This is a genomic window from Bradyrhizobium sp. AUGA SZCCT0176 (genome assembly GCF_018130145.1).
Lineage (GTDB): Bacteria > Pseudomonadota > Alphaproteobacteria > Rhizobiales > Xanthobacteraceae > Bradyrhizobium.
Window position 1 is genome coordinate 46,021 of sequence record NZ_JAFCMB010000028.1, and the last position, 23,194, is coordinate 69,214.

At 63.2% G+C, this 23,194-nt stretch carries 24 protein-coding genes; 12 read left to right on the top strand and 12 right to left on the bottom strand.

The window, feature by feature from the left end; genetic code table 11:
- Positions 1–15: 15 nt before the first annotated feature.
- Together glyA and JQ600_RS33700 are read right to left on the bottom strand one after the other, a co-directional pair.
- Entirely contained in the window at positions 16–1,317 is a 1,302-nt protein-coding gene (glyA, locus tag JQ600_RS33695) for a serine hydroxymethyltransferase (RefSeq protein WP_212388346.1), read from the bottom strand.
- A 316-nt stretch (positions 1,318–1,633) separates the two neighbouring features.
- A complete protein-coding gene (locus JQ600_RS33700) occupies positions 1,634–2,260 on the bottom strand; it encodes a glutathione S-transferase family protein (RefSeq protein ID WP_212388343.1) in 627 nt (208 codons plus the stop codon).
- A gap of 161 nt (positions 2,261–2,421) precedes the next feature.
- On the opposite strand from JQ600_RS33700, the gene JQ600_RS33705 reads away from it, so the two are divergent.
- The 3 genes from JQ600_RS33705 (at position 2,422) to JQ600_RS33715 (ending at position 4,578) form a co-directional block, all read left to right on the top strand.
- Positions 2,422–2,631, top strand: a complete 210-nt coding sequence (locus JQ600_RS33705; protein ID WP_212263625.1) for a hypothetical protein — start codon at positions 2,422–2,424, stop codon at positions 2,629–2,631.
- A gap of 117 nt (positions 2,632–2,748) precedes the next feature.
- Positions 2,749–3,675, top strand: a complete 927-nt coding sequence (locus tag JQ600_RS33710) for a ketopantoate reductase family protein (RefSeq protein ID WP_212388342.1) — start codon at positions 2,749–2,751, stop codon at positions 3,673–3,675.
- Positions 3,676–3,693: 18 nt separating this feature from the next.
- Positions 3,694–4,578 (top strand): HpcH/HpaI aldolase/citrate lyase family protein, encoded by an 885-nt coding sequence (locus tag JQ600_RS33715; protein ID WP_212388339.1) that lies wholly within the window; start codon positions 3,694–3,696, stop codon positions 4,576–4,578.
- Positions 4,579–4,584: 6 nt separating this feature from the next.
- On the opposite strand, the gene JQ600_RS33720 is transcribed toward JQ600_RS33715, so the two are convergent.
- From JQ600_RS33720 to JQ600_RS33735, 4 genes are all read right to left on the bottom strand, one after another.
- Positions 4,585–4,806: a hypothetical protein gene (locus JQ600_RS33720; RefSeq protein WP_212037750.1), complete on the bottom strand. Its 222-nt coding sequence runs from the start codon at positions 4,804–4,806 to the stop codon at positions 4,585–4,587.
- A gap of 18 nt (positions 4,807–4,824) precedes the next feature.
- Positions 4,825–5,052 carry a hypothetical protein gene (locus JQ600_RS33725; protein WP_212263627.1) on the bottom strand — a complete coding sequence of 76 codons (228 nt, stop codon included), beginning with the start codon at positions 5,050–5,052 and terminating at the stop codon, positions 4,825–4,827.
- A gap of 442 nt (positions 5,053–5,494) precedes the next feature.
- On the bottom strand, positions 5,495–6,010 hold the full coding sequence (ldtR, locus tag JQ600_RS33730) for a transcriptional regulator LdtR (RefSeq protein WP_192733585.1): 516 nt from the start codon (positions 6,008–6,010) through the stop codon (positions 5,495–5,497).
- A gap of 404 nt (positions 6,011–6,414) precedes the next feature.
- Positions 6,415–6,897 carry a DUF6163 family protein gene (locus JQ600_RS33735; protein ID WP_192733586.1) on the bottom strand — a complete coding sequence of 161 codons (483 nt, stop codon included), beginning with the start codon at positions 6,895–6,897 and terminating at the stop codon, positions 6,415–6,417.
- Between the two features lie 180 nt (positions 6,898–7,077).
- Here JQ600_RS33735 and hemB point away from each other — a divergent pair, with 180 nt between their 5' ends.
- The 3 genes from hemB to JQ600_RS33750 all read left to right on the top strand — a co-directional run bounded on the left by hemB (position 7,078) and on the right by JQ600_RS33750 (position 9,827).
- The gene (gene hemB, locus JQ600_RS33740) at positions 7,078–8,139 is read left to right on the top strand and encodes a porphobilinogen synthase (RefSeq protein ID WP_192733587.1); all 1,062 of its coding nucleotides are present in this window, start codon (positions 7,078–7,080) and stop codon (positions 8,137–8,139) included.
- Positions 8,140–8,321: 182 nt separating this feature from the next.
- Entirely contained in the window at positions 8,322–8,891 is a 570-nt protein-coding gene (locus tag JQ600_RS33745) for an RDD family protein (protein ID WP_212388337.1), read from the top strand.
- A gap of 159 nt (positions 8,892–9,050) precedes the next feature.
- Positions 9,051–9,827, top strand: coding sequence for an arginyltransferase (locus JQ600_RS33750; RefSeq protein WP_212388334.1), 777 nt, complete (start codon positions 9,051–9,053; stop codon positions 9,825–9,827).
- A gap of 189 nt (positions 9,828–10,016) precedes the next feature.
- Here the strand turns inward: JQ600_RS33750 and JQ600_RS33755 are convergent, their stop codons facing one another.
- The gene (locus JQ600_RS33755) at positions 10,017–11,417 is read right to left on the bottom strand and encodes an Nramp family divalent metal transporter (RefSeq protein ID WP_212388468.1); all 1,401 of its coding nucleotides are present in this window, start codon (positions 11,415–11,417) and stop codon (positions 10,017–10,019) included.
- A 170-nt stretch (positions 11,418–11,587) separates the two neighbouring features.
- Between JQ600_RS33755 and JQ600_RS33760 the strand changes: the two genes are divergently transcribed.
- From JQ600_RS33760 to JQ600_RS33785, 6 genes are all read left to right on the top strand, one after another.
- The gene (locus JQ600_RS33760; protein WP_212388330.1) at positions 11,588–11,878 is read left to right on the top strand and encodes a hypothetical protein; all 291 of its coding nucleotides are present in this window, start codon (positions 11,588–11,590) and stop codon (positions 11,876–11,878) included.
- Positions 11,879–11,886: 8 nt separating this feature from the next.
- The gene (locus tag JQ600_RS33765; protein ID WP_212263771.1) at positions 11,887–12,519 is read left to right on the top strand and encodes an OB-fold-containig protein; all 633 of its coding nucleotides are present in this window, start codon (positions 11,887–11,889) and stop codon (positions 12,517–12,519) included.
- A 20-nt stretch (positions 12,520–12,539) separates the two neighbouring features.
- Positions 12,540–14,306 (top strand): flotillin family protein, encoded by a 1,767-nt coding sequence (locus JQ600_RS33770; RefSeq protein ID WP_212388328.1) that lies wholly within the window; start codon positions 12,540–12,542, stop codon positions 14,304–14,306.
- 189 nt (positions 14,307–14,495) lie between these two features.
- A complete protein-coding gene (locus JQ600_RS33775) occupies positions 14,496–16,565 on the top strand; it encodes a peroxidase family protein (RefSeq protein WP_212388325.1) in 2,070 nt (689 codons plus the stop codon).
- A gap of 229 nt (positions 16,566–16,794) precedes the next feature.
- Positions 16,795–18,048 (top strand): MFS transporter, encoded by a 1,254-nt coding sequence (locus JQ600_RS33780; protein WP_212388321.1) that lies wholly within the window; start codon positions 16,795–16,797, stop codon positions 18,046–18,048.
- Between the two features lie 236 nt (positions 18,049–18,284).
- Entirely contained in the window at positions 18,285–19,496 is a 1,212-nt protein-coding gene (locus JQ600_RS33785; RefSeq protein ID WP_212490318.1) for a multidrug effflux MFS transporter, read from the top strand.
- On the opposite strand, the gene JQ600_RS33790 is transcribed toward JQ600_RS33785, so the two are convergent.
- Genes JQ600_RS33790 through JQ600_RS33810 form a run of 5 tightly spaced genes read right to left on the bottom strand, consistent with a single transcriptional unit; the run spans position 19,493 to position 22,793 of the window.
- Positions 19,493–20,755 carry an adenylate/guanylate cyclase domain-containing protein gene (locus tag JQ600_RS33790; protein WP_212388315.1) on the bottom strand — a complete coding sequence of 421 codons (1,263 nt, stop codon included), beginning with the start codon at positions 20,753–20,755 and terminating at the stop codon, positions 19,493–19,495. The genes JQ600_RS33785 and JQ600_RS33790 overlap by 4 nt on opposite strands.
- 50 nt (positions 20,756–20,805) lie before the next feature.
- Entirely contained in the window at positions 20,806–21,213 is a 408-nt protein-coding gene (arsC, locus tag JQ600_RS33795) for an arsenate reductase (glutaredoxin) (RefSeq protein ID WP_212388311.1), read from the bottom strand.
- Complete coding sequence (locus JQ600_RS33800) at positions 21,210–21,908, bottom strand: MIP/aquaporin family protein (protein ID WP_212388309.1); 699 nt, start codon at positions 21,906–21,908, stop codon at positions 21,210–21,212. The genes arsC and JQ600_RS33800 overlap by 4 nt, the downstream gene beginning before the upstream one ends.
- Positions 21,908–22,435 carry an arsenate reductase ArsC gene (locus JQ600_RS33805; protein ID WP_212388294.1) on the bottom strand — a complete coding sequence of 176 codons (528 nt, stop codon included), beginning with the start codon at positions 22,433–22,435 and terminating at the stop codon, positions 21,908–21,910. Before JQ600_RS33805 ends, JQ600_RS33800 begins: the two co-directional genes overlap by 1 nt.
- Positions 22,428–22,793 carry a helix-turn-helix transcriptional regulator gene (locus JQ600_RS33810; protein WP_212388293.1) on the bottom strand — a complete coding sequence of 122 codons (366 nt, stop codon included), beginning with the start codon at positions 22,791–22,793 and terminating at the stop codon, positions 22,428–22,430. Before JQ600_RS33810 ends, JQ600_RS33805 begins: the two co-directional genes overlap by 8 nt.
- Positions 22,794–23,194 lie beyond the last annotated feature (401 nt).

Below are 23,194 nucleotides of genomic sequence, written 5' to 3' on the forward strand. Positions count from 1 at the left end.
CCTTACCTGTGGCCTTTACTGATAAATCGGGAAGCGGTCGGTGAGTGCCTTGACGCGTTCCTTGATCGCGGCTTCCACCAGCGGCGCCTTGCCGTCGGGCGACTGCGCCAGCGCGTTGAGCACTTCGGCGATCATGGAGGCGACCTGCTGGAATTCGGCAACGCCAAAACCGCGCGTGGTCGCCGCCGGCGTGCCCAGACGCAGGCCCGACGTGACGAACGGCGTTTCGGGATCAAAGGGAATGCCGTTCTTGTTGCAGGTGATCGCGGCGCGAACCAGTGCTTTTTCCGAGACGTTGCCCTTCAGCCCCTTGGGCCGCAGATCGACCAGCATCAGATGGTTGTCGGTACCACCCGAAACGATGTCGAGGCCCTGCGCGCGCAGCGCCTCCGCCAGCGCCTTGGCGTTCTCGACAACGTTCTTGGCGTAGATCTTGAAGTCCGGACGCAGCGCCTCGGAAAATGCCACCGCCTTCGCGGCGATGATGTGCATCAAGGGACCGCCCTGCAGACCCGGGAAGATCGCCGAGTTCAACTTTTTCGTCAGCGTCTCGTCGTTCCACAGCATCAACCCGCCGCGCGGGCCGCGCAGCGATTTGTGCGTGGTCGTGGTCGTGACATGGGCATGCGGTACCGGCGAGGCATGGACGCCACCGGCGACGAGGCCGGCGAAATGCGCCATGTCCACCATCAGATAGGCGCCAACGCTGTCGGCGATCTCGCGGAAACGCTTGAAGTCCCAGGCGCGCGAATAGGCCGAGCCGCCGGCGATGATCAGCTTCGGCTTCACTTCCTCGGCGCGGCGCGCAACGTCGTCCATATCGATGATCTGGTCGTCGCGGCGCACGGTGTAGTGCTGCGCCTTGAACCATTTGCCGGACATGTTGACGGGCGCGCCGTGGGTGAGATGGCCGCCGGCGGCAAGATCGAGGCCCATGAAGGTGTCGCCGGGCTGCAGCAGCGCCAGGAACACCGCCTGGTTCATCTGGCTGCCCGAATTCGGCTGCACGTTGGCAAACTGGGCGCCGAAGAGTTTCTTGGCGCGATCGATCGCCAGCGTCTCGGCGACGTCGACCCATTCGCAACCGCCATAGTAGCGCGCGCCCGGATAGCCCTCGGCGTATTTGTTGGTCATCACCGAGCCCTGCGCTTCCAGCACCGCGCGGCTGACGATGTTTTCCGAGGCGATCAGCTCGATCTCGTGGCGCTGCCTGCCGAGTTCACCCTTGATGGCGGCTGCGATTTCCGGATCGGCCTCGGCGAGGGTTGCCGTGAAGAACGAGTCGGGCGCGGAGGCGGTCTTGCTGCTGGAGGTCATGGGCCGAATATCTCCACCGCCGCAAGCCCTTAGGGGCAAAACGGTCGGTTACGTGTGGCGGTCGAAAGAAGCGCTTGCGAGATACCACATTGGCCCGGGCCGGCCAAGCACTTGCGGTATCCGTCTGATATTTATGCAAGATACGGCGGGGGACAAGGTGGGCGGCCCCTCGTCGCCCCGGCCTTGAGCCGGGGCCCATAGCCACTCTCCGTCATTCCGGGGCGCGAAGCGAACCCGGAATCTCGAGATCCCGGGTTCGACGCTGCGCGTCGCCCTCAGATGTGCAATTGCACATCGGGGGATGACGACTTCGTCGTCATTTCGCGAACCGGTACGCCCCGCCCTTCTCGATCGAGCGCTGGAACGCCGGGCGCGCGTGCATGCGCGTCAGCCAGGCCGCCAGATTCGGATACGGGGCGAGCTTTTCGAACACCTTTGCCATCTCGCCGACAAAGCTCATCTGGATGTCGGCACCCGACAGCGACGGGCCGATGAAGAATTCGCGATCCTTCAGCGCGCGGTCGACATAGCCGAGATGGTTGGCCAACTCGCTGTCGATGCGCGGATGCAGCGGCGCGCCCGCCTCCTTCAGCCTGCTGACATAGAGGTTCAGCATCAGCGGCAGCATCGCGGACCCTTCCGAATAATGCAGCCACTCATTGTACGCCTCATAGTCGGCGCTGTCGGGCGCCGGCATCATCGCGCCTTTTCCGTATTTGCGGATGATGTAGTCGACGATCGCACCGGACTCCGCGATCGTGGTGCCGCCATCGGTGATGACGGGCGACTTGCCGAGCGGATGGATCGCCGTCAGTTCCGGCGGCGCCAGCCGCGTCGTGGCATCGCGCTGATAGCGCTTCATCTCATAGGGCGTGCCGAGCTCTTCGAGCAGCCACAGGATCCGCTGCGAGCGGGAGTCGTTGAGATGATGAACCGTGAGCATGGCAGTTTCCTCAAGGGGTTTCTTGTTTGCAGGCGCACGTTAGCAGAGGTTTCGAGCATCGTCATGATGCGTGACCGCAATCACTGAGCTCCCGCCTCACCGCAACTACGCTCCATCCCGATTGGCCTGTTCGAGCCAATCGCAAACAGTGGAGAACGGCTATGACCGAAGGCAATACTGCGCACGAAATCAATGGCGAGTTGTCGCTCGATCAACTCGATGCCGCCGCAGGCGGCCTCACGATCGGCCCGATCACCTATGAAGACGGCATTCTCGCGATCGGAATCAAAGGTGTCGGCGGCATCTTCGTCGGCGCGGGCTGCATCGGTGGTTGGCTTGGCGGCACAGCCATCGCTTACTGCCCCAAATAAGCATTCGCCGTCACTAAAAGGTTTGAGGAATAACCGGATTTCGTGAGTCCGGTTCTTCCTGCTGTTCGCCCACCGTCCGCCTGCGATGCTAGGCTTTCGGCGAGCGAGGAGAGAACGATGCGAATTGCGATTGTCGGCACCGGCGGCGTAGGCGCCGGTTATGGGGCGGCGCTGGCGAAAGCCGGCGCGGATGTCACCTTCATCGCGCGCGGAGCCCATCTGGCGGCCATGAAGCGCGACGGATTGAAGGTTCAAAGCCCCCGCGGCGACATCCATCTGGTGCCGACACAAGCGACCGATAACCCCGCCGAGATCGGCAAGGTCGATTTCGTGTTGTTCTGCGTCAAGCTGTGGGACGTCGAAAGCGCGGGGATCAGCATCAAGCCGCTGATCGGCCCTGATACGGCTGTCATCCCGCTGCAGAACGGCGTCGATGCCGCAGAAAGGCTGATCCCGATCCTGGGCGAAAACGCCGTGATGGGCGGCGTGGCGCAAATCAGCGCCAACATCATAGCCCCCGGCGTGATCCAGCAGGTCGGCACCTTCATGCGCATCGTGTTCGGCGAACTCGACGGCAGGAGCAGCCCGCGCGGCGAGGCATTTCTCGCGCTGTGCCTGAGGGCCGGCTTCGATGCCAAGCTGAGCGACGCGATCCTCACCGAACTATGGATGAAGTTCATCCTGCTCGCCGCCAACGCCAGCGCGGTGGCCTTGGCGCGCCAGCCAATCGGCGCGTTGCGCGACGATCCTGATATTCGCCCCGTGCTGATGTCGGCCTACCGGGAAGTGATGGATGTCGGCCGCGCCTACGGCGTGGCGATGCCGGACAACGCGGTGGAGACGATATCAGCATATTCCGACAGCCTGCCCGCGCATCAAAAGCCATCGATGGCGCTCGACCTCGAGCGCGGCAACCGGCTGGAGCTGCCCTGGCTCGGCGGCAAGGTGGTCGAGCTCGGCAAAAAGCTCGGCGTCCCGACGCCGACCCACAGCCTGATGTATGCGATGCTGAAGCCTTACATCATGGGGAAGCCGGTGGGTTGACGGAACGCTCGAGGCGCCATGTCCTTACATCGCGCCGGACAGGTCGGCAGTGTAGCCACCACTTTGCGACGCGCCTCGATGCGCGACATCACGGAGAAGCATATGCCGCTTGTCGAGAACGCCACGATCAGGAAATTGCGAGCGGGCGGGCTCGCCCTCGGATTCGGCGTGCACCATTTACGCACCGCGGCAGCGGGCATGATCGCTGCGGCGACAGGGCACGACTGGCTGTTCATCGACCTCGAGCACGGTGCATTTTCGCAGGATGATGTCGCGCAGATCTGCATCGCCGCGTTGCCGACCGGCATCACCCCGATCGTCCGAATTTGCGCAGGCGCGATTGATGAAGGCACGCGGGCGCTCGACAACGGCGCCGCAGGCGTCATCGTACCGCATGTCGATACGGTCGATCAGGCCCGGCGCATCGCCTCGGCCTTTCGCTATCCGCCTTTGGGGTCGCGGAGCTGGGGCGGACCATCCGCTCTGTTCGGTTACAAAACGCCGGGCGCCGCCGAGGCCCAGGCGGCCATCAATCCGGAAATCCTGGTCGTTACCATGATAGAGAGCCCCGAAGGCGTGGCCAATGCCGCCGGGATCGCCGGGGTCGATGGGATCGACGGATTGCTGATCGGAACCTCCGACCTGACCGCGGAGATGGGCATTTCCGGTCAGATCCTGGATCCGCGCGTCGAAGAAGCCTACCGAAGCGTCGGCGCGGCGTGCCGCAAGGCAGGCAAATTCCTCGGCATGGGCGGCGTCTACGAACCGGACGCCATGACGCATTACGCCGATCTCGGCGCGCAGTTCATCCTGACGGGATCGGATCACGCTTACATGCTGGCCGGCGCCAGTCTCAAGTCGGCCTCGTTGCGGAAGCTCGAAGCGGATCGCAAGGCGGGCTGAGCCAACTCACATCCCCGTATAGCCTGCCTTCACCGGGTCGGTGGAGCCGTCGAGCTGGCGCAGATAGGTCAGGCCGCACACGGTCAGGCGGTGGGTGTCCTTTTCGCCGGCCTCGAACAGCGTCTTCACATAGTCCGTCACCTTCTCGCGCGCTTCATCGTTCGCGGCAGAGCTGCGGTTCACCAGCAGATCGTAGGTGTGCATGATGCGGTCGATGGCGGCTTCCATGAAGTTCTCCGGTAGGGGTCAGGCGATGTAGGTTTCGGCTTCGAATTTGGCGATCGCCTGGTTGGCGAGGCGGATCTTGTTCAATTCGCCGCGCTGAAACATCTGCACGATGATTTCGAGCAGCCGCTCGTCGGTGGCGAAAGTATCCGGGATGGCGCCGGTCCTGCGGAGATAGTTCGAAGCAATGGCATAAGCGTCGCCCACCACCTCGACATTCATCACCCGCAATCCGCGCTCGACGAGCATGTTCTTCGGTCCCCGTGTCAGGAGCGATAATGCGCGAGCCCGGCAGAAGTTCCATTCCGGGAAACCAGCTATCGCCCGGCCCGCCGCCAATGCTTGCGTCACCTTAGAATTGCGATGCAGCTTGTTGTTTTGATGCGCTTTATCAGGTGAAACTGTGACCGTTATCACTCGAAGCGGCTGTGCCCGAAGCGGCTCTTGCGCGCGCGTCGCGAAGGATGAAGCCGCTGCACTCAATACTCCGGCCCAAAAAGCAAAACGCACCGGACCCGGTAAACCGGAGCCGATGCGCCTTGGGCAGGGCTTACTGCCTTGCCAGTTCATGATCCGCTGTTGGCTGCCGGTCTTTTGAGTGGCCGGCTTGGCCGCGGATTCGAATTCTTATTTGACGCGTTTTCTTCACGCGAACCGGAAGTCCACTTCGCTCGAAAACGCTATGTAAATCTCAGAGCCGATACAGGATCTGGTCGGTCCAGAACCGCTCGAGCCGATGCAGCGACTTGTTCAGCGTCGCGAACTCCTCGTTCGAGATGCCGCCGACCTGCTCCACGGTCTTGACGTGCTTCTGATACAGCGCGTCGACGATCTTGCGGATTTCCTGGCCCTGCGAGGTCAGGCGGATGCGCACCGAGCGGCGATCAACGCGGCTGCGCTGATGATCGAGAAAGCCGAGCTCGACGAGCTTCTTCAGATTGTAGGAGACGTTGGAGCCGAGGTAGTAGCCGCGCGTGCGCAGCTCGCCTGCGGTCAGTTCCTTGTCGCCGATGTTATAGAGCAGCAACGCCTGCACCGAGTTGATATCGGCGCGGCCGCGGCGATCGAATTCATCCTTGATCACATCCAGCAGCCTGCGATGCAGCCGCTCCACCAAAGTCAATGCTTCAAGATAGAGCGGCTGCACCGGAGCTTGACCGGCAGAGCGTTCAGCGGTTTCCACCGCCGTTGCAACGGCTTTCATCATGACATTCCCCTGTTGTCGTTTTTATCGACTTATTCGACGAAACTTTTGTCCCGCCTGATAGCTTCAACTTAAGGGGGCCGTTTGAAGATCCGCTTAAATAAGACAATAAAGAGATCATGAATTTAAGACAGTGAATCGCGGATTAAGCCCATGGATAAAGGGCTTTTCGCAAGATTTCATTGACGGTGGCAGGCCTCTGTTCACGCTTCGTCTGGCAGGGTTGTCGCATTCCAAAACAGGTTCGTTTGAATTCGAAACGCCTGGGTAACCGACGTGAGGGAACCCTTTACGGTGACTGAAAAGTTACCGCGAAAATCGTCGAAAATCTTATGGGAATCCGTGGCGCGTTTTGGCACGCGCGCCATCAAATCAGGATGTGGTCGTTAAGATCAGCGCGCGGCCTGCTATGGCGGCCGTTCGCGCGCGGCCATCCAGGCGAGTGCGAGGTAGGCTGCCAGCATCACGGCTTCGACGCCGACCACCGTCAGGCTGCCGCCGTAGATGCCAGGAAACATCAATTCGATGACGGCCATCGACACCACTGTCGTGAGCCACACCACCGCGCCCCAGGGCGTCGCAAGCCACAGACCCACGGCGGCGACGAGTTCAATCACGGCGAAATAGATCGTCGCGGTCTGCCAGGCCATCGACTGGTTTTCGAACGCCTCTTCCTCGCCGCCGATGAAACCGGTCACCTGCGCCCAATGGTAAAGGCCCTTGGCGATCGAGATGACCGCCATGATGCGCAGGAACAGCACCAGCCGCCGGGTCCACGCGTTGTCATCAGGCTCGATCCGCTCGGACGAGATCGCCGCCACCGACATCGCATTGTCCCGGGCGTTGTCCCTGTTATCCCGCGACGGGTCGCGCGCGGAGGTGTCAGACATGAGAATCGGTGCTCACAGGCGAAAACGGGTCCTTATAGGCGGAGTCTTGGCCCGCCGGGTCGGCAAAATCAATTGCCGCTGGCGCAAATCAAGCTGCGGTGACGCGGCCGTTCCGGAATGCTAGAATTAGACCAGGTCCAAATCAGGCCAAATCAGCCTTCCGCCGGGGAGTACCATCATATGGCGATCAAATTCGGGCGCCCGATCGAAATGCGCGACGCACCGCGGCACCAGACCGCCCTCACCTCGGCCCCGCTCGACCTCGCGATCCGCCCCCGCCGCAACCGCAAGGCCGAATGGGCGCGACGGATGGTGCGGGAAAACGTGCTGACGACCGACGATCTGATCTGGCCGTTGTTCATCGTCGGCGGCCACAATACGCGCACCGCGGTCGCCTCGATGCCCGGCATCGACCGCATCACCGTCGACCAGGCGGTCCGTGATGCCGAGCGCGCGGCGAAGCTGAACATCCCCTGCATCGCGCTGTTCCCCTATACCGACCCTTCGCTGCGCGACGAACAGGGGTCCGAGGCGCTGAACCCGGACAACCTCGTCTGCCAGTCGGTGCGCGCGATCAAGAAGGAATTCCCGGGCCTCGGCGTGCTCTGCGACGTGGCGCTGGATCCCTTCACGAGTCACGGCCATGACGGCTTGATCGAGGACGGCAAAATCCTGAACGACGAAACCGTCGCCGTGCTGGTCCGGCAGGCGCTGGTGCAGGCCGAAGCCGGCTGCGACGTGATCGCGCCTTCCGACATGATGGACGGCCGCGTCGGCGCGATCCGCGAGGCGCTGGACGATGAAGGCTTTACCGACGTGCAGATCATGTCGTACGCGGCGAAGTATGCCTCCGCCTTCTACGGCCCGTTCCGCGACGCCATCGGTTCGGCCAAAACGCTGACCGGCGACAAGCGCACCTATCAGATGGACAGTGCCAATTCCAATGAGGCGCTGCGCGAGGTCGAACTCGACATCGCCGAAGGCGCCGACATGGTGATGGTGAAGCCCGGCATGCCCTATCTCGACATCGTGCGGCGGGTAAAGGACACCTTTGCGATGCCGACCTTTGTCTACCAGGTGTCGGGCGAGTACGCGATGATCGCGGCAGCCGCCGGCAACGGCTGGATCGACGGCGAACGCGCGATGATGGAAAGCCTGCTCGCCTTCAAGCGCGCCGGCGCCGACGGTATTTTGACCTACTTTGCGCCGAAGGCGGCGGAGAAGATCAAGGCGGAGAGCTGAGCCGCCGGTCTCTCTCCATCCGTCGTCCCGGCGAAGGCCGGGACGACAAATAACCCAGCCCCCGAATCGCCTGAATATTGCCGTTTCGTAACCGTCGCAGGGCTTGCGCGCGCGGGGGCGGTTCCCATGTCTCGGCTTAATGTGTTGGCTTGCGGGAATATGCACGGTCTGGAGGACTGATCATGTCGTATAGCGGTTCGGGTAATACCGGTGGCGGCCCTTCAAGTGCTGGCGGCGGCTGGCGAAATGATGGCGGCGTGCAGCCGCATGCGTTCGACCCCGATTTGCAGCCGGAACTGTTTCGCGGCCTGCTGACGCGGCGGGTGTTCGCCTTTCTGATCGACCTCGTCGTGCTGTCGGTCCCGGTGATCCTCGGCTACATCTTCATCGCGGTGTTCGGCCTGATCACGCTTGGGCTCGGCTGGGCGCTGTTCTGGCTGGCCTGGCCGGCCACGATCGTCTGGGCCATCGTCTATTACGGCTCTTCCCTCGGCGGGCCGCATTCGGCGACCATGGGCATGCGCGTGATGGATCTGGAACTGCGCACCTGGTACGGCGCACCGGGCTATTTCGTGCTCGGCGCCACCCATGCCGTGCTATTCTGGGTGTCGATCTCGTTCCTGACGCCGCTGGTGCTCCTGATCGGCCTGTTCAATGGCCGCCGCCGGTTGCTGCATGACATCGTGCTGGGAACCGTTGTCATCAACAGCTCGGTTCGCACACAGGTTGTACCTCCAGCGCGCGCCTATTGAAGGGATGTCACACTCCAAATTGATTGACCGTCAGCCCCCGCGGCGCGATGCTCAGGTTTGTTCGGCCCGGATCAGGATCGGGGCCGAGCTTCCCTCACCGGTACCAATTGTTCACCGGAAAGCGTTATCGTTCGTGTTTCGGAGGCCTGACGACCCGACGTGACCCAGCATTCGCGTGATACCCCGCAGTTTTACCTGACGGCGCCCTCGCCCTGCCCCTATCTGCCGGGACGGCACGAGCGCAAGGTGTTCACGCATCTGGTCGGCGACAAGGCCGGCGACCTCAACGACCTCCTCACCCATGGCGGCTTCCGGCGCAGCCAGTCGATCGCCTACCGGCCGGCCTGCGACCAGTGCCGCGCCTGCGTTTCCGTGCGCGTCGTCGCCAACGAGTTCCGGCCCTCGCGCAATTTCCGCAAAATTCTGGCGCGCAATGCCGACATCATCGGCGAGCAGCGCAGCGCGGTCCCGACCTCGGAACAATATTCGGTGTTCCGCGCCTATCTCGACCGGCGCCACCGCCATGGCGGCATGGCCGACATGACCGTGCTCGACTACGCCATGATGGTGGAAGACAGCCACGTCGAAACCCGCATCATCGAATACCGCAAGCGCAACGTCGATTCCGGCATCACCGGCCGCGGCGAGGAGCTGATCGCCGTTGCCCTGACCGACGTGCTCAGCGACGGGCTGTCGATGGTGTATTCGTTCTTCGAGCCGTCCGAGCAAAGTCGTTCGCTCGGCACCTTCATGATCCTCGACCACATCACGCGCGCCAGGCGCCTGGGGCTCCCATACGTCTATCTCGGCTACTGGATCGAAGGCTCCAAGAAGATGGACTACAAGGGCCGCTTCCTGCCGCAGCAGCGGCTGGCGCCCTCAGGCTGGCTGCGCATCGACGCGTCAGGCGAAGTGCTGACCGAGCCGCAGGATTAGAGCTTCTTGTCGTCACCCGGCTTGACCGGGTGACCCAGCACGCCGCGGCTTCTCGATTGATCACTGACGTCTCTGGAATACTGGGTCGCCCGGTCCCGGCTACGCCAAGGCTTCGCCGAGGCTTCCCTGTGCTGGCACGCCGAAGCTTTAGCGAAGGCGGCAAGCCGGGCGATGACAGTTGTGGGTATGTCAACCGCCGAACAGCGTGTCGTAGAGCAGCTTCACGTTCAGCGTCACGATGATCCCGGCGACGATCCATGCCAGCGTGGCGACCGAGCGGGAAATCGCAAAATCACCCATCTTGCGGCGGTCGGAAACGAACCGCACCAGCGGGATCACCGCGAACGGCAATTGCATCGACAGGATGACCTGGCTGAAGACCAGCAGCTGCGACGTTCCGCGCTCGCCATAGAGCGCGGTGACAATGACGACGGGGACGATCGCGACGCCGCGGGTGATCAGACGCCGCGCCCAGTTCGGCAGGCGCAGGTGCAAAAAGCCTTCCATCACGATCTGGCCGGCCAGCGTCGCGGTCACCGTCGAGTTGAGGCCGGACGCCAGCAGCGCGACGGCGAACAGCGTCGAGGCGATCCCGAGGCCCAATAGCGGCGACAACAGCTCATACGCCTGCCCGATCTCGGCCACGTCGGTACGGCCGCTGGAATGGAACGTCGAGGCGGCCACGATCAGGATGGCGGCGTTGATGAACAGCGCCAGCATCAGCGCGATGGTCGAGTCCGTCGTCGCCCATTTGATCGCATCGCGCCGGCCTTCGTCGGTGCGTGGATAGGCGCGGGTCTGCACGATCGAGGAGTGCAGATAGAGATTATGCGGCATCACGGTGGCGCCGATGATGCCGATCGCGATGTAGAGCATCTCAGGATTGGTGACGATTTCGGTCGACGGCAAGAAGCCGCGCAGCATCGCGGCAACAGGGGGCGCGGCGGCGAAGATCTGGATCGCAAAGCAGACCGCGATGACGATCAAAAGCGAGATGACGAAGGCTTCGAGGAAGCGAAAACCCTTGTTCATCAGAAGCAGCAGCAGGAAGGCGTCGAGCGCAGTGATCAGCGCGCCGCCGATCAGCGGAATGCCGAACAACAGCTTCAGCGCAATCGCGGTGCCGATCACTTCCGCCAGATCGCACGCGATGATCGCGGCCTCGCAGGCCAGCCACAGCATGAAATTGACGGGACGCGAAAAGCTGGCGCGGCAGGCCTGCGCGAGATCGCGGTCGGTGACGATGCCGAGCCGAGCGGCGAGCGCCTGCAGCAGGATCGCCATCAGGTTCGACAGCAGGATCACCGACAGCAGCGTGTAGCCGAACTTCGATCCACCGGCGAGGTCGGTCGCCCAATTGCCGGGATCCATATAGCCGACGGAAACCAGATAGCCGGGCCCAACAAACGCCAGCAGCCGGCGCGCCCAATGGCCACCGAGCGGCACCGCGATGGTCGCGTTGACTTCGGCCAGACTGCGCTGCCTGTTCGCGGCGGCGTCGGCGCGCCAGCCGGCGTCGGCGTCTTGCAAGGCCACAGGCAAGCTCTCCGAATTAGTCTTTCGGCCCAATTCGGGCGTTCGCGCATCCATCTCAGCAAGATGGTCGAAATTCACCCTTATTGCAACTAATTTGCAACTGCATCTGATGATCACGAGAACGATACCGGCGCGGCCTGCGCGACCGCGCCAGCTATTTGGCCGGAACCATGAACCGCCGATTCCCCCTCGACGACAAACTGTTCGCGATCAGGGGACCAACAATGCTGACCATCAGCACAATCAGAGGGCGCGTCTTGGTTCCATTCGCAGTTCCGGGCTACCTTGCCGGTTGGGAAAGTCCCTTCCCGGCCCACCTGGTCTCAGAAGGCCGCGCTTACGAGACCCACATCGGCGTCAAATCGAAATCAATCCGACCGGAGGAGAAGACCGTGGTCTACGAAGGCATCATCCTCGCACGCAGCGGCCGGCTGCTTGCCGCCATCGCCAGTCAGGCGATTGACGATTTGGAAGGCAACAACAAGGTGGCCCTCGTCAAACAGTCCTCACAATGAGCGCCGTGATCGACCTCCTGCTGGCGGCGGACGTCCGGCCCTTCACGATTGCCGCGGCGATCGTGGTCGTGCTTGCCGTGATCGAACTGCTGTCGACGATGGTTGGGTTTTCGCTCAGCCACGTCGTCGGCAAGGACGTCGAGATCGAGGCCGACGGCCACAGCGCCATCTCCGGCCTGTTTCTCTGGATCAATGCGGGGCGCGTTCCGCTTTTGATTCTTTTGATGTTGACGCTTGGCATCTTTTCGATCGCGGGATTTTTCCTGCAGGCCATCGCGCACAGCGTCGGAATTTCTCTCCCGGTTTCGCTCGCCGCCGTCGGCGCCATCATCGGCACCATTCCGGCGGTCCGGGTTACCAGCCGCGCTATCTCACGCGTGATCCCGCGCGACGAGACCTATGCGGTGGATGACGCCGACTTCGTCGGCCAGATCGCCGTGGTTTCGATCGGTCCGCTCGACCAGGGACTGCCCGGCCGCGTCCGTCTCAAGGATGTCTTCGGCAACTGGCACTCTGTCCCGGCGCGCGCCGGCCCCGATTCGAAAGCGCTCGCGGTCGGCAGCAGCGTGTTGCTGGTCGACCGCGACACCAAGAGCTTTATCGCGATTGCCGCACCAGCCGACCTCATTGCACAACAATAGTCATCACACAGGACATGAACATGTGGGAATTAGCAGTACCGGTCTCTATCGGCGTCCTTCTCTTTGTCATCATCGGTTTCATGTTCGCGACGCTGTACCGGCGTTCGACCCGCGACGAGGCCTATGTGCGAACCGGTCTCGGCGGTCAGAAAGTCGTTCTCGACGGCGGCTCCGTCGTGCTTCCGGTTTTCCATTCGACGGCCGCCGTCAATCTGAAGACGTTGCGGCTGGAAGTCGCCCGTGGCGGTCCGGACTCGCTGATCACCAAGGACCGCATGCGCGTCGACATCGGCGCCGAATTCTACGTCCGCGTCAAACCCGACATGTCGTCGATCGCGCTGGCCGCGCAGACGCTTGGCAACCGCACCAACGACGCCGCTGAATTGCGCGAACTGATCGAGGCGAAATTCGTCGATGGCCTGCGCTCGGTCGCCGCCACCATGCATCTCGAAGAGCTGCAGGAACAGCGCGCGACCTTCGTCAAATCGGTGCAGGATGCGGTCGGCGCCGACATCCAGAACAACGGCCTCGAGCTTGAATCGGTGTCGCTGACGAGGCTGGACCAGAGCGACATCAAGCATTTCAATCCGAGCAATTTCTTCGACGCGCACGGCCTCACCACGCTGACCAAGATCACCAAGGAGCGCGAGCAGGAGCGCAACCAGATCGTCCGCACCACCGAGGTGAACATCGCGCAGCAGGACCTGGTCGCCCGCCAGACCACGCTGACCATCGAGAGCACCAAGCGCGAGGCGGAACTGGCGCAGCAGCGCGACATCGCCAACAAGACCGCCGCGATGCGCGCGCAGACCGCGCAGGTCGAGCAGACCGCGTTGCAGAACGAGGCCGAATACCGCATCCAGCAGGAACTGGCCGTCGCCAACGTCCAGACCGAGGCCAACCAGGCCCGCGACACCAAGAAGATCGAGGCTGATCTGGCGGTGAAGCGCCGCACCACCGAAATGGAGCGTGATCTCCAGATCGTGGCGCAGGAAGCGGCGATCGTCGTCGCCACCAAGAACAAAGAGCAATCCGAAGCGCAGACCATCGCCGAGACGGCGCGCGCGCTTGCGATCGCAGCCGAAGAAAAGGTCACGACCGCGCGGGCCACCGAAATCGCCGAGCGCGACAAGATCATCAACGTGATCGCGGCGCGCAAGGTGGCGGAAACCGACGCGATGCCGATCACCGTGATGGCGGAAGCCGAACGTCAGGCCGCCGCCAACAAGGCGGAAGCGATCAACGTGCTGGCCCAGGCCGACGCCACCGCCGCGACCACGCGTGCGACCGGCGTCAAGGCGCTCGGCGAGGCCGAAGCCGAGGTGGCGGCGCTGAAGGCCGAGGCCCGCAACAAGCTCGGTGCCGAGATAATCGAATACGACCTCAACCTCGCCCGTATCAACATCATTCCGGGCGCGCTGGCCGAAGCGGTCAAGCCGATCGAGAAGATCTCGGACATCCGGATCTTCGACACCGGCGGCATGCTCGGTCGTGGTGGCGGCAACGGCGCGATGAATGGCGGCGGCAACGGCGGTCTCGGACTCGGCGACGGTCTCGCCGCGCAGCTATTGTCGGTATCGGCGTTCAAGCCGATGATCGACAAGATTCTCGGCGAGGCCGGCTTCCCGGCTGGCCCCGACGCCATGACCAGCCTGTTGAATGCGCTGCGGTCCGGCAGCGGCCCGCTGACTGAAGTGGAGGCGCCGGCGGCGCCGGTTGCCTCCACGGATACCCCGCCCAAGACCATCTCCGGCACGGGCAAGGCGACGCTCGGACCGAAGTCGTAGTCGTCATGACGGCCTGATCCGCCGTTAGATCGCAAATTTAGAGAGGCCCGCCGCACCCGATGCGGCGGGCTTTTTTTACGCCTGTCGGGCACGGCGCTTTCGTCCCTCCTCCACTTCTTTATTGCAAATGCCTCTCATTAGTGACACTTGTTGCGAATAATTCGCAATTGCAAGTCAGGGAGGCGGTCGATGCGTCAGCTCAAGCGGGCTTTTGGCGGCAAGGACGGAGACCATGACGATTTCCACTTCGGCAATTTTTCCCAGCATTTTTTCCTGCCGCACCAGCCTCACGGTCCACATGGCTCGCACGACTCCCACCCCTCTCATGGGGGCCATGGTTCTCACGGGGGCCACGGCTCTCATGGCTCGCATGATGACCCGTCGTGCCAACCGGGTCCGCAGCCGGTAAAAATCGAATACCGCAGCTTCGACGGCTCGCAGAACAACCGGTCGGATTCCACCCTCAACGCCGCCGGCACCGAATTCGCGCGTATCGGCACGGCGCATTTTGCCGACGGCATTTCGGTGCCGCTGGGCGGCAACAACCCGCGCACCATCAGCAATCTCGTAGTCGGCGCCGGCGATGCCGACGTGGCGAACCCGGAAGGTGTTTCCGCGTTCATGTACGCCTGGGGCCAATTCATCGATCATGACATGACGCTGACCCGCACAGACGGCGTCAACGACATCAGCGTCGTCGTTCCCGCGGGCGATCCCGTATTCCCGGCTGGCACCATCATTCGGATCACCCGCGCCGTCACCGATCCCACGACCGGTGCGGGCACAGCCAATCCGGCGATGGCGGTCAATTCCAATTCCGCCTGGCTCGACGCCTCGATGGTCTACGGGTCGAGTGCGGCAATCGCGGCCAGCCTGCGCACCGCCGACGGCCACATGAAGACGTCGGCGGGCGACAATTTGCCCATCATCAACGGCATGGTGGTGGCCGGCGACGGCCGTGCCGCGGAAAATCCGGCGCTGACCGCGCTGCAGACGCTGTTCGTACGCGAACACAATTATCAGGTCGACAAACTGCATCATGAGCATCCGAACTGGAGCGGCGACCAGCTCTACAATTACGCCCGCGCCATCGTGTCGGCGGAAATCGCCAACATCACCTATTCCGAATTCCTGCCGAACCTCGTCGGCAAGAACGCGCTCACGCCCTATGACGGCTATGACCCCAATGTCGATCCGCACTTGACGCTGGAATTCGTCGCCGCGGCGTTCCGCTTCGGACATTCGATCGTGTCGGGTGAAACCGAAGGCCTTGCGGAAAACGGCGAGGTCATCGCCGGCTCCGAGGAAGACTTGAAAGACGTGTTCTTCCAGCCGGCGGCAGACTTCATCGACAATGGCGGCGCCGACGGACAATTGCGCCATCTGGCCGCCGACCCCTCGCAGGCGCTCGATGCGCGCATCGTCGAGGATCTGCGAAATTTTCTGGTCGATGCGCCGGTGTCGATGGATCTCGCCGCGATCAATATCCAGCGCGCGCGCGACCTTGGTCTCGGCACGCTCAACCAGACCCGTGAAGCGCTCGGCCTCGACCCCTACACGGATTTCAGCCAGATCACGAGCGACCCGGAGACGCTGGCCGGATTGAAGGCGGCCTACGGCAACGTCAACAATGTCGGCCTGTGGACCGGCGGCCTGTCGGAAAACCATGTTCCCGGCGCGCTGGTCGGCGAAACTTTTCAAGCCATCCTGACGATGCAGTTCGAGGCGCTGCGCGACGGCGACCGGCTCTGGTTCGAGAACCAGGGTTTTGATGCCAAAACGTTGTCCGAGATCAAGGGCACGACGCTCGCCGACATCATCCTGCGCAATACCGACACCAAGCATATCCAGGACGACGTCTTCGTCACCTATGTCCGGCACACGGGGCTTGCCGGCGGCGTCGAGTCCGAAGACCCCGACGCCCGCCAGATCGTCATCGGTTCCAACGGCACCGACACCCTGATCGGCGGTCCGCAGGGCGATTATCTGTTCGCCGGAACCGGCAAGCAGACGATGACAGGCCATGCCGGCGCTGATCGCTTCGTGTTCGATCTCGGCGCCACCAAAGCCAGGATCACCGACTTCGATCCCGACGTCGACCTGCTGGTGTTCAAGCACGCCGGACGTCTCGACTTTCGCGATGTGAAACTCTCGGGCAACCACGGCAACACGATCGTGCAGGTCGGCGACGACTGGATCGAACTGACGGGCGTGCGGCCCTATGAACTCAGCAAGCACGACTTTCTGTTCGACGTTTGATGGGTCAGCAAGACGTGGATGGCCGGGACAAGTGTTTAGCCCGGACAGATCACCGACAGATGTTGGGAGACATAGCTGACACATCAAGGTGAGAAACCTCCACACGTTCGCGTGTGGAGGTTTTTTCATTGCCCCACAGCTTGTCGGGAAACGGGTGGGTTGGACCGTGCAGTCGTCGGACAATGAGGGCCGATAAAGCCCTCAGGGAATCACGCCAGGGAATCACACCATGTCCGCCGCCGATGCAACGCGCCTGCCGCCGACCTTCAACCGCCTCGCCTGGTCCAACCTCGCCGCGCAATCGGCCGAGCAGGTAGCGCTGGCCGCCGCCCCCATCGTCGCCGTGCTGCTGCTGGGCGTCGGCGAAGGCCAGACCGGCCTGCTGCAGACCGCGCTGACGCTGCCCTTCATCCTGTTTGCGATACCGGCAGGCCTGCTGGCGGACCGCATCTCGCGGCGCCGGCTGATGGCGGGCTCCGAAGCGCTGCGCGCGGCGGCGCTCGGCGGAATCCTGCTGCTGATCTGGCTCGGCTGGATGACGCTGCCGCTGTTGGCTCTGCTCGGCTTCGTCGCGGTGTGCGGCACGGTCGCCTATAGTGTCGCCGCACCGGCGCTGGTGCCGTCGCTGGTGAACCCGGAGCAACTACCCGCGGCCAACGCGCGGATTGAGCTGGCGCGCACCGTGGCGTTCGCCAGCGGCCCCGCGCTCGGCGGCGTGCTGGTCGGATGGGTCGGTGCGGCCCCCGCCTTCGGATTTGCCACGGCGCTTTCTGTGATCGCGGTGGTGCTGCTGTCGGGCATCTATGAGCCCGCCCGCGCGCCCGCGCCGCGCCGGCATCCGCTGCAGGAGATCAAGGAAGGCGCTGACTTCGTGCTGCACCACAAGCTGCTGCGGCCGGTGTTCATCACCCAGTTCATCTTCAACACGGCCTCGTTCCTGCTGCTTGCGGTGTTCGTGCCCTATGCCGTGCGTCATCTCGGCCTGTCGGCGACCGGCGTCGGCACGACGCTGGCCATGTACGGTGTCGGCATGGTGGTCGGGGCGCTCCTGGCAACGCGGGTGATGAAGCGCCTCGCCTTCGGCACCGTGATCGGACTCGGCCCGGTGACCGGTTTCGTCGCCGCCACCGTGATGGCGCTGACGACCATCTTTCCGTCACCGCTGCTCGCGGGCCTGAGCTTCTTCCTGCTCGGCGTCGGCCCCATCCTGTGGGTGATCTCCACCACCACGCTGCGCCAATCGGTGACGCCGCCCTCGCTCTTGGGGCGCGTCTCCGCCATCAACATCATGAGCTATGGCGCCCGCCCGCTCGGCTCGGCGCTCGGCGCCATCGTCGGCGGCCTCTACAGCGCGGAAGCGTGCCTGTATCTGGCGGCCGCGATCTTCGCCGCGCAAGCGCTGGTGATCCTGATGTCGCCCGCCGTTTCGCTGACGCGGCAGCCGGACATGGTCGGCGACGGACCGGCGCTGCGGGCATGTTGATTGCAGAAAGAATCCTCTGACTTCGCGCGCGTTCCGAGATGGTTCCGTCATGCCCGGGCTTGTCCCGGGCATCCACGTCTCTCTTGGCTGCAAACCCGGAAGTAAGACGTGGATGGCCGGGTTAAGCCCGGCCATGACAAACTGAACCCATGATGAAGCAAAACAGCATGGCCATCGGCGTTTCCCAATCCCGTTTTATATGATATTCATCATTTTATAGAAAACGGGAACCCTCCATGGCCGACCAGACCGTAGCGATCGCGAGCCCCCGTCCGGAGGCCTCCTCCACCGTGCTGCAGATCGCGGTGTTGGCAGCGCTGGCCGCCACCGGGACGCTGGCGACCAATATCCTGCTGCCGTCGCTGCCGCAGATGGCAGCGTCGCTGCACGTCACCAGCGCTGCGGTCACATCAGCCATCACCATCTTCCTCGCGGTGTTCGCGGTCGGCCAGCTGGTGGTCGGGCCGATCTCGGACCGCTACGGCCGCCGCTGGCCGGTACTGATCGGATTTGCCGTGTTCTTCGCCGGCAGCGTCTGGTGCGGCCTCGCCACCGACCTGCCCAACCTGCTCGCCGGCCGCGTGGTCCAGGCCGCCGGCGCCTGCGCCACTTCCGTGCTGTCACGCGCCATTGCGCGCGACCTGTTCTCCGGCGCGGCACTGGCGCGCGCGATGGCGCTGATCATGATCGCGATGGCCGCCGCACCCGGCTTCTCGCCGCTGCTCGGCGGCGCGCTAGATCACTATTTCGGCTGGCGTTCCGAATTCGCGCTTGTCGCCGCCTTTGCGGTGCTCGGCGCGCTCGCCTACAGCATGGTTCTGGGCGAGACCCATCATGCGACGCGCACACCGCTCGACCCGCTCGCGATTGCCAAAAACTATCTCGGCCTGATCACCGACCGGCGTTTCGTAGTGCCGGCCGCGACCGTGAGCCTGATCATGGGCGGTCTGTTCGCGATGTTCTCGGCCGCGCCCCGCGTGCTGATCGAAGCGATGCACTTTACGCCGATCCAGCTGGGCCTGTTCTTCGCCGGCACCGTGCTGATCGTATTCGCCTCAGGCATGCTGGCGACAAAGCTGGCGCCGCGCTACGGGCTCGACCGTTCGATCCGCGGCGGATTATTCGCGGCCGCTGCCGGCAGTCTCGCGATGCTGCTGGTGTCGCTGTATAGCCCGACCTTCCTGCCATTTCTGGGTGCGATGAGCGTGTTCCTGCTCGGCATGGGCATCGTGAACCCCTTGGGCACCGCGCAGGCGCTCTCCCCGTTCGGCGAGAAAGCGGGCGCGGCTTCGGCGCTGGTCGGCTTCTGGCAGATGATGACGGCGGCGATCGGCGTCTGGCTGGCCGCGACGATCTCGCGTGAGGCGCTGTTTGCGCTCGGCGTGGTGCTGACGATGTTTTCCTTCGTCGCGGTCGGGCTGTATACGCTGCGCGCCAAAGCGGCCTAGCTGCCGAGATACCGCTCGTACTTCCCCGCCACAACTTCATCCGACGCAATGTCCGGATCGAGCGTATAAAGATCCTGCGCGCGGCCGATGCCGCGCAGCGCGTAGCGGCCGGTGGAAACCAGATAGTTGCGCCCCGCAGCGTCCAGTCCGGTGCGAAACGCCTCCGAGGTCAGCAATTCGCGGTCGACCGAGCGGCACATCGAGGCGATGCGGCTGACTTCGTTGACGGCCGGCCCTACCACGGTGAAGTCGAGCCGGTCCTCGCTGCCGATATTGCCGTAGAAGACTTCGCCGACATGCAGGCCGACATGGGCCGTCGTCACCGCCACGCCTTCGGCGGCACGGCGGGCACTGACCGCAGCCATGTTGCGCCGGAAATGGTGTTCGGCGCGCAGCGCTGTGCGCTTGGCAACGGCCATGTTCTCGTGGGTGAACATCGCCAGCACACCGTCGCCGATCAGTTTCAGCACCTCGCCGCCGGCGTCATGGATGGCGTCAATCGAGGCCTGCGCATAATCGTTCAGGAACGGGATGATCTGGCCGGGCTCGATGCTCTCGCTGATCGAGGTCGAGCCGCGCAGATCCGAAAACCACAGCACCGCGTTGATGCGTTCGGTGACGCCGCGGGCAATGCGGCCACGCAGCACCTGCTCGGACGCGTCCCGGCCGAGATAGACCCGCCCCAGCGTCCGCGCGACTTCGGCCTGTGCGGCGGATTTGACCGCAAGCCCAAGCACCGGCACCAACTCGCGCAAGGCGGCGAGCCCCTGCTCGCCAAAACCTTCGTCGCGCCGGGTCACCCATGTCGAGTAAAAGCAGTCCATCTGGCCCATGGTGCCGGCTTCGCCGAAGCGGTGCACCATGCTGAGAAAATGCTTGTGCCCCTTGGCGGACAGGTCCTCGATCATGTTGAAATCGAGGCCTTCGCAATCGGACAGATCGATCAGCAGTTCGTCGCCACCGGTTTCAAGCAAATGGTAGAATGTCGAGCGCCGCCAGTTTTCCGCAACGGCGCCGCCCTCGCTACTCGAACCATATTCAAAACTGTCGCTCTCGTTGGTTTGGGAATGGCTCCAGCGAAAGCCGCGGCCCTCGAACACCGGATGCAGCGTGTCAATGATGACCATTGCGCGCGACAGCTCCAGGCCATGAGCGCGGCAACGCTCGCAAAAGCCACGGAGCAGATCGTTTTCGGGCAGGCCTGTCAGGCTCTGGTGGGCGATCCAGTTCATCAGGCGCAGGCGGGGCGTGAGTTCCATGCCGCCATTATGCCGCGCAATCGTGACAGACGGAAGCCTGCCGCAACCCGTTACGTCTTCCCCGCTGCGACGACCTCGCCGTCTTCCTTCACGAAGGAGTCCACGGGACGGTCGAGCAGCTCGAGCACCAGCTCCGACGGCCGGCACAGCCGCACCCCCTTCGGCGTCACCACGATCGGCCGGTTGATCAGGATCGGATGGGCGAGCATGAAATCGATCAGTTCGTCGTCGCTCCATTTCGGATCGGCAAGGCCGAGTTCCGCATAGGGCGTGCCTTTTTCACGTAACAACTCGCGCGCGGAGATGCCCAACGCCGCGATCAGTTCGACCAGCCGGGCACGGCTCGGCGGGGTCTTCAGGTACTCGATCACTTCAGGCTCTTCGCCGCTTTGCCGGATCATCGCCAGCGTATTGCGCGAGGTGCCGCAGGACGGGTTGTGATAGATCGTCACGCTCATGAATGCGCCTCCCTGGTCGTTGCGGCCACCTCGCCTGCCCCGCGCAGCAGCCAGCCCATCAGCATCATCGCAAGGATCGCGCCCAAAAGTTCGGCAGCGATGAAGCCGGGCAAATCGGTTGGGCGGATACCCGAAAACGTATTGGTCAGCGATCGCGCAATCGCGACCGCGGGATTGGCAAACGACGTCGACGACGTGAACCAGTAGGCCGCCGTGATGTAAAGCCCGACCAGCCAGGGAATCGCCGGCCGATTGAACCGGATGCCGGCGAGAATCGTGACAACCAGACCGAACGCGGCCACGCCTTCGGCCAGCCATTGCGCGCCGCCGGTTCGGACCTTCAGCGAGGCATCCAGCAGCGGCAGGGCGAACATCGCGTGCGCCATGATGGTTCCGGCGATGCCGCCGGCGATCTGCGCCGCCACGTACAACAACGCCTCGCGCGCCGTCAGCTCGCGCCGGAGCGCAAACACCAGCGAAACCGCGGGATTGAAATGCGCACCCGATATCGGCCCGAGAATGCTAATGAGCACGACAAGGATCGCGCCGGTCGGCAGCGTGTTGCCGAGCAGCGCGAGCGCAACGTCCTTGGTCAGCGTTTCCGCCATTATGCCGGAGCCAACCACGGTTGCGACCAATATCGCGGTGCCGAGGGCTTCGGCGGTCAGGCGGCGCGGAAGATCAAAATCGGACATTAACTCGCCTTCTCGTGACCATTGGTGGCACCATCGATGCGGCCGATATCGCGCAGCCGCGTTCCCAGCGACAGGGCATCGATGCTGCTCAGCGGCAGGCTCGTGAACGCGGCGATACGATTCTTCATGTACCGGAATGCCTCGACGAACGCCGCTTCGCGCTCGATATCGGTACCAACAACCTCCGCCGGGTCTGCAATGCCCCAATGCGCGGTCATCGGCCGGCCGGGCCACACCGGGCAGGACTCGCCTGCCGCGTTGTCGCAAACCGTAAAAATGAAATCCATCATGGGGGCGCCGGCACGCGCGAACTCCTCCCAACTCTTGGAGCGCAAATCGCCGGTTGGATAATCGAGGCTGTTCAGGACCCTGATCGCAAACGGATTCACCGTTCCCTTCGGCTGGCTCCCCGCGGAGAAGGCGCGGAAGTGGCGATCGCCATCCTTCCGCAGAATCGCCTCGGCCAGGATCGAACGGGCGGTATTTCCCGTACAAAGGAAGAGAACATTATACATGCGATCAGACATGGGCTTTCCTCCTCTTCGATTTAGGTGAACAGCAAGGCGTGAGGTCTTCGATCAGCGGCGCGCAGATTTCCGGTCGCCCATCGCAGCAATCCCGGACCATGAACAGCATGACCGCTCGAAAAGCGTCGAGATCGGCGCGGTAGACGATCGAGCGGCTGAAGCGCTGGGCCGTCACCAGCCCCGCGCGCGACAGGATCGCCAGATGCGACGACATGGTGTTTTGCGGCACCGCCAGCGCCTTGGCGATATCGCCCGCCGCCAGCCCATCCGGTTCGTGCTTCACCAGCAGACGAAACACCTCGAGCCGGGTCGGCTGGGCCAATGCAGCGAGCGCTAGGATGGCTTGTTCTGATTCCATATATCGAGACTTATGGATATATATTGTCCCCGTCAAGCCTCGCGGACGTACCCGCGATGCCTTGCCGACAATAATCTGCTGCCCGACGGGCAAATCACTTCTGATTTACGGAAGTCGTGTCAAGCCCCGAAATAAAAAATATTTCGCTTTTACAGAATGGCAAATCAGGTGCATATCTTTGCCCATCCCGTCCTGGTCAGAAGGGCGTCGGCCGTCGTCACGGACGTTGGACGGGTTGCGGTGGACGCTTGGTTCACGTCTGACGACGGCGTGGATCGAGCGTACGGCAAAACCGTGTGGTCCTGGCACCCGTTGCTGGTGTCAAGCTGTCGGAGAAGCGCAAGCGGAAACGGCAGTGACGGAGTCAACCAAGAACTCGTCTCCGGGGAGATCACGGCATA

Coding starts and splice junctions, on each gene's coding strand:
- glyA (WP_212388346.1), bottom strand. CDS start 1,317: ATGACCTCCAGCAGCAAGACCGCCTCCGCGCCCGACTCGTTCTTCACG.
- JQ600_RS33700 (WP_212388343.1), bottom strand. CDS start 2,260: ATGCTCACGGTTCATCATCTCAACGACTCCCGCTCGCAGCGGATCCTG.
- JQ600_RS33705 (WP_212263625.1), top strand. CDS start 2,422: ATGACCGAAGGCAATACTGCGCACGAAATCAATGGCGAGTTGTCGCTC.
- JQ600_RS33710 (WP_212388342.1), top strand. CDS start 2,749: ATGCGAATTGCGATTGTCGGCACCGGCGGCGTAGGCGCCGGTTATGGG.
- JQ600_RS33715 (WP_212388339.1), top strand. CDS start 3,694: ATGTCCTTACATCGCGCCGGACAGGTCGGCAGTGTAGCCACCACTTTG.
- JQ600_RS33720 (WP_212037750.1), bottom strand. CDS start 4,806: ATGGAAGCCGCCATCGACCGCATCATGCACACCTACGATCTGCTGGTG.
- JQ600_RS33725 (WP_212263627.1), bottom strand. CDS start 5,052: ATGCTCGTCGAGCGCGGATTGCGGGTGATGAATGTCGAGGTGGTGGGC.
- ldtR (WP_192733585.1), bottom strand. CDS start 6,010: ATGATGAAAGCCGTTGCAACGGCGGTGGAAACCGCTGAACGCTCTGCC.
- JQ600_RS33735 (WP_192733586.1), bottom strand. CDS start 6,897: ATGTCTGACACCTCCGCGCGCGACCCGTCGCGGGATAACAGGGACAAC.
- hemB (WP_192733587.1), top strand. CDS start 7,078: ATGGCGATCAAATTCGGGCGCCCGATCGAAATGCGCGACGCACCGCGG.
- JQ600_RS33745 (WP_212388337.1), top strand. CDS start 8,322: ATGTCGTATAGCGGTTCGGGTAATACCGGTGGCGGCCCTTCAAGTGCT.
- JQ600_RS33755 (WP_212388468.1), bottom strand. CDS start 11,417: ATGGATGCGCGAACGCCCGAATTGGGCCGAAAGACTAATTCGGAGAGC.
- JQ600_RS33760 (WP_212388330.1), top strand. CDS start 11,588: ATGCTGACCATCAGCACAATCAGAGGGCGCGTCTTGGTTCCATTCGCA.
- JQ600_RS33770 (WP_212388328.1), top strand. CDS start 12,540: ATGTGGGAATTAGCAGTACCGGTCTCTATCGGCGTCCTTCTCTTTGTC.
- JQ600_RS33775 (WP_212388325.1), top strand. CDS start 14,496: ATGCGTCAGCTCAAGCGGGCTTTTGGCGGCAAGGACGGAGACCATGAC.
- JQ600_RS33780 (WP_212388321.1), top strand. CDS start 16,795: ATGTCCGCCGCCGATGCAACGCGCCTGCCGCCGACCTTCAACCGCCTC.
- JQ600_RS33785 (WP_212490318.1), top strand. CDS start 18,285: ATGGCCGACCAGACCGTAGCGATCGCGAGCCCCCGTCCGGAGGCCTCC.
- JQ600_RS33790 (WP_212388315.1), bottom strand. CDS start 20,755: ATGGAACTCACGCCCCGCCTGCGCCTGATGAACTGGATCGCCCACCAG.
- arsC (WP_212388311.1), bottom strand. CDS start 21,213: ATGAGCGTGACGATCTATCACAACCCGTCCTGCGGCACCTCGCGCAAT.
- JQ600_RS33800 (WP_212388309.1), bottom strand. CDS start 21,908: ATGTCCGATTTTGATCTTCCGCGCCGCCTGACCGCCGAAGCCCTCGGC.
- JQ600_RS33805 (WP_212388294.1), bottom strand. CDS start 22,435: ATGTCTGATCGCATGTATAATGTTCTCTTCCTTTGTACGGGAAATACC.
- JQ600_RS33810 (WP_212388293.1), bottom strand. CDS start 22,793: ATGGAATCAGAACAAGCCATCCTAGCGCTCGCTGCATTGGCCCAGCCG.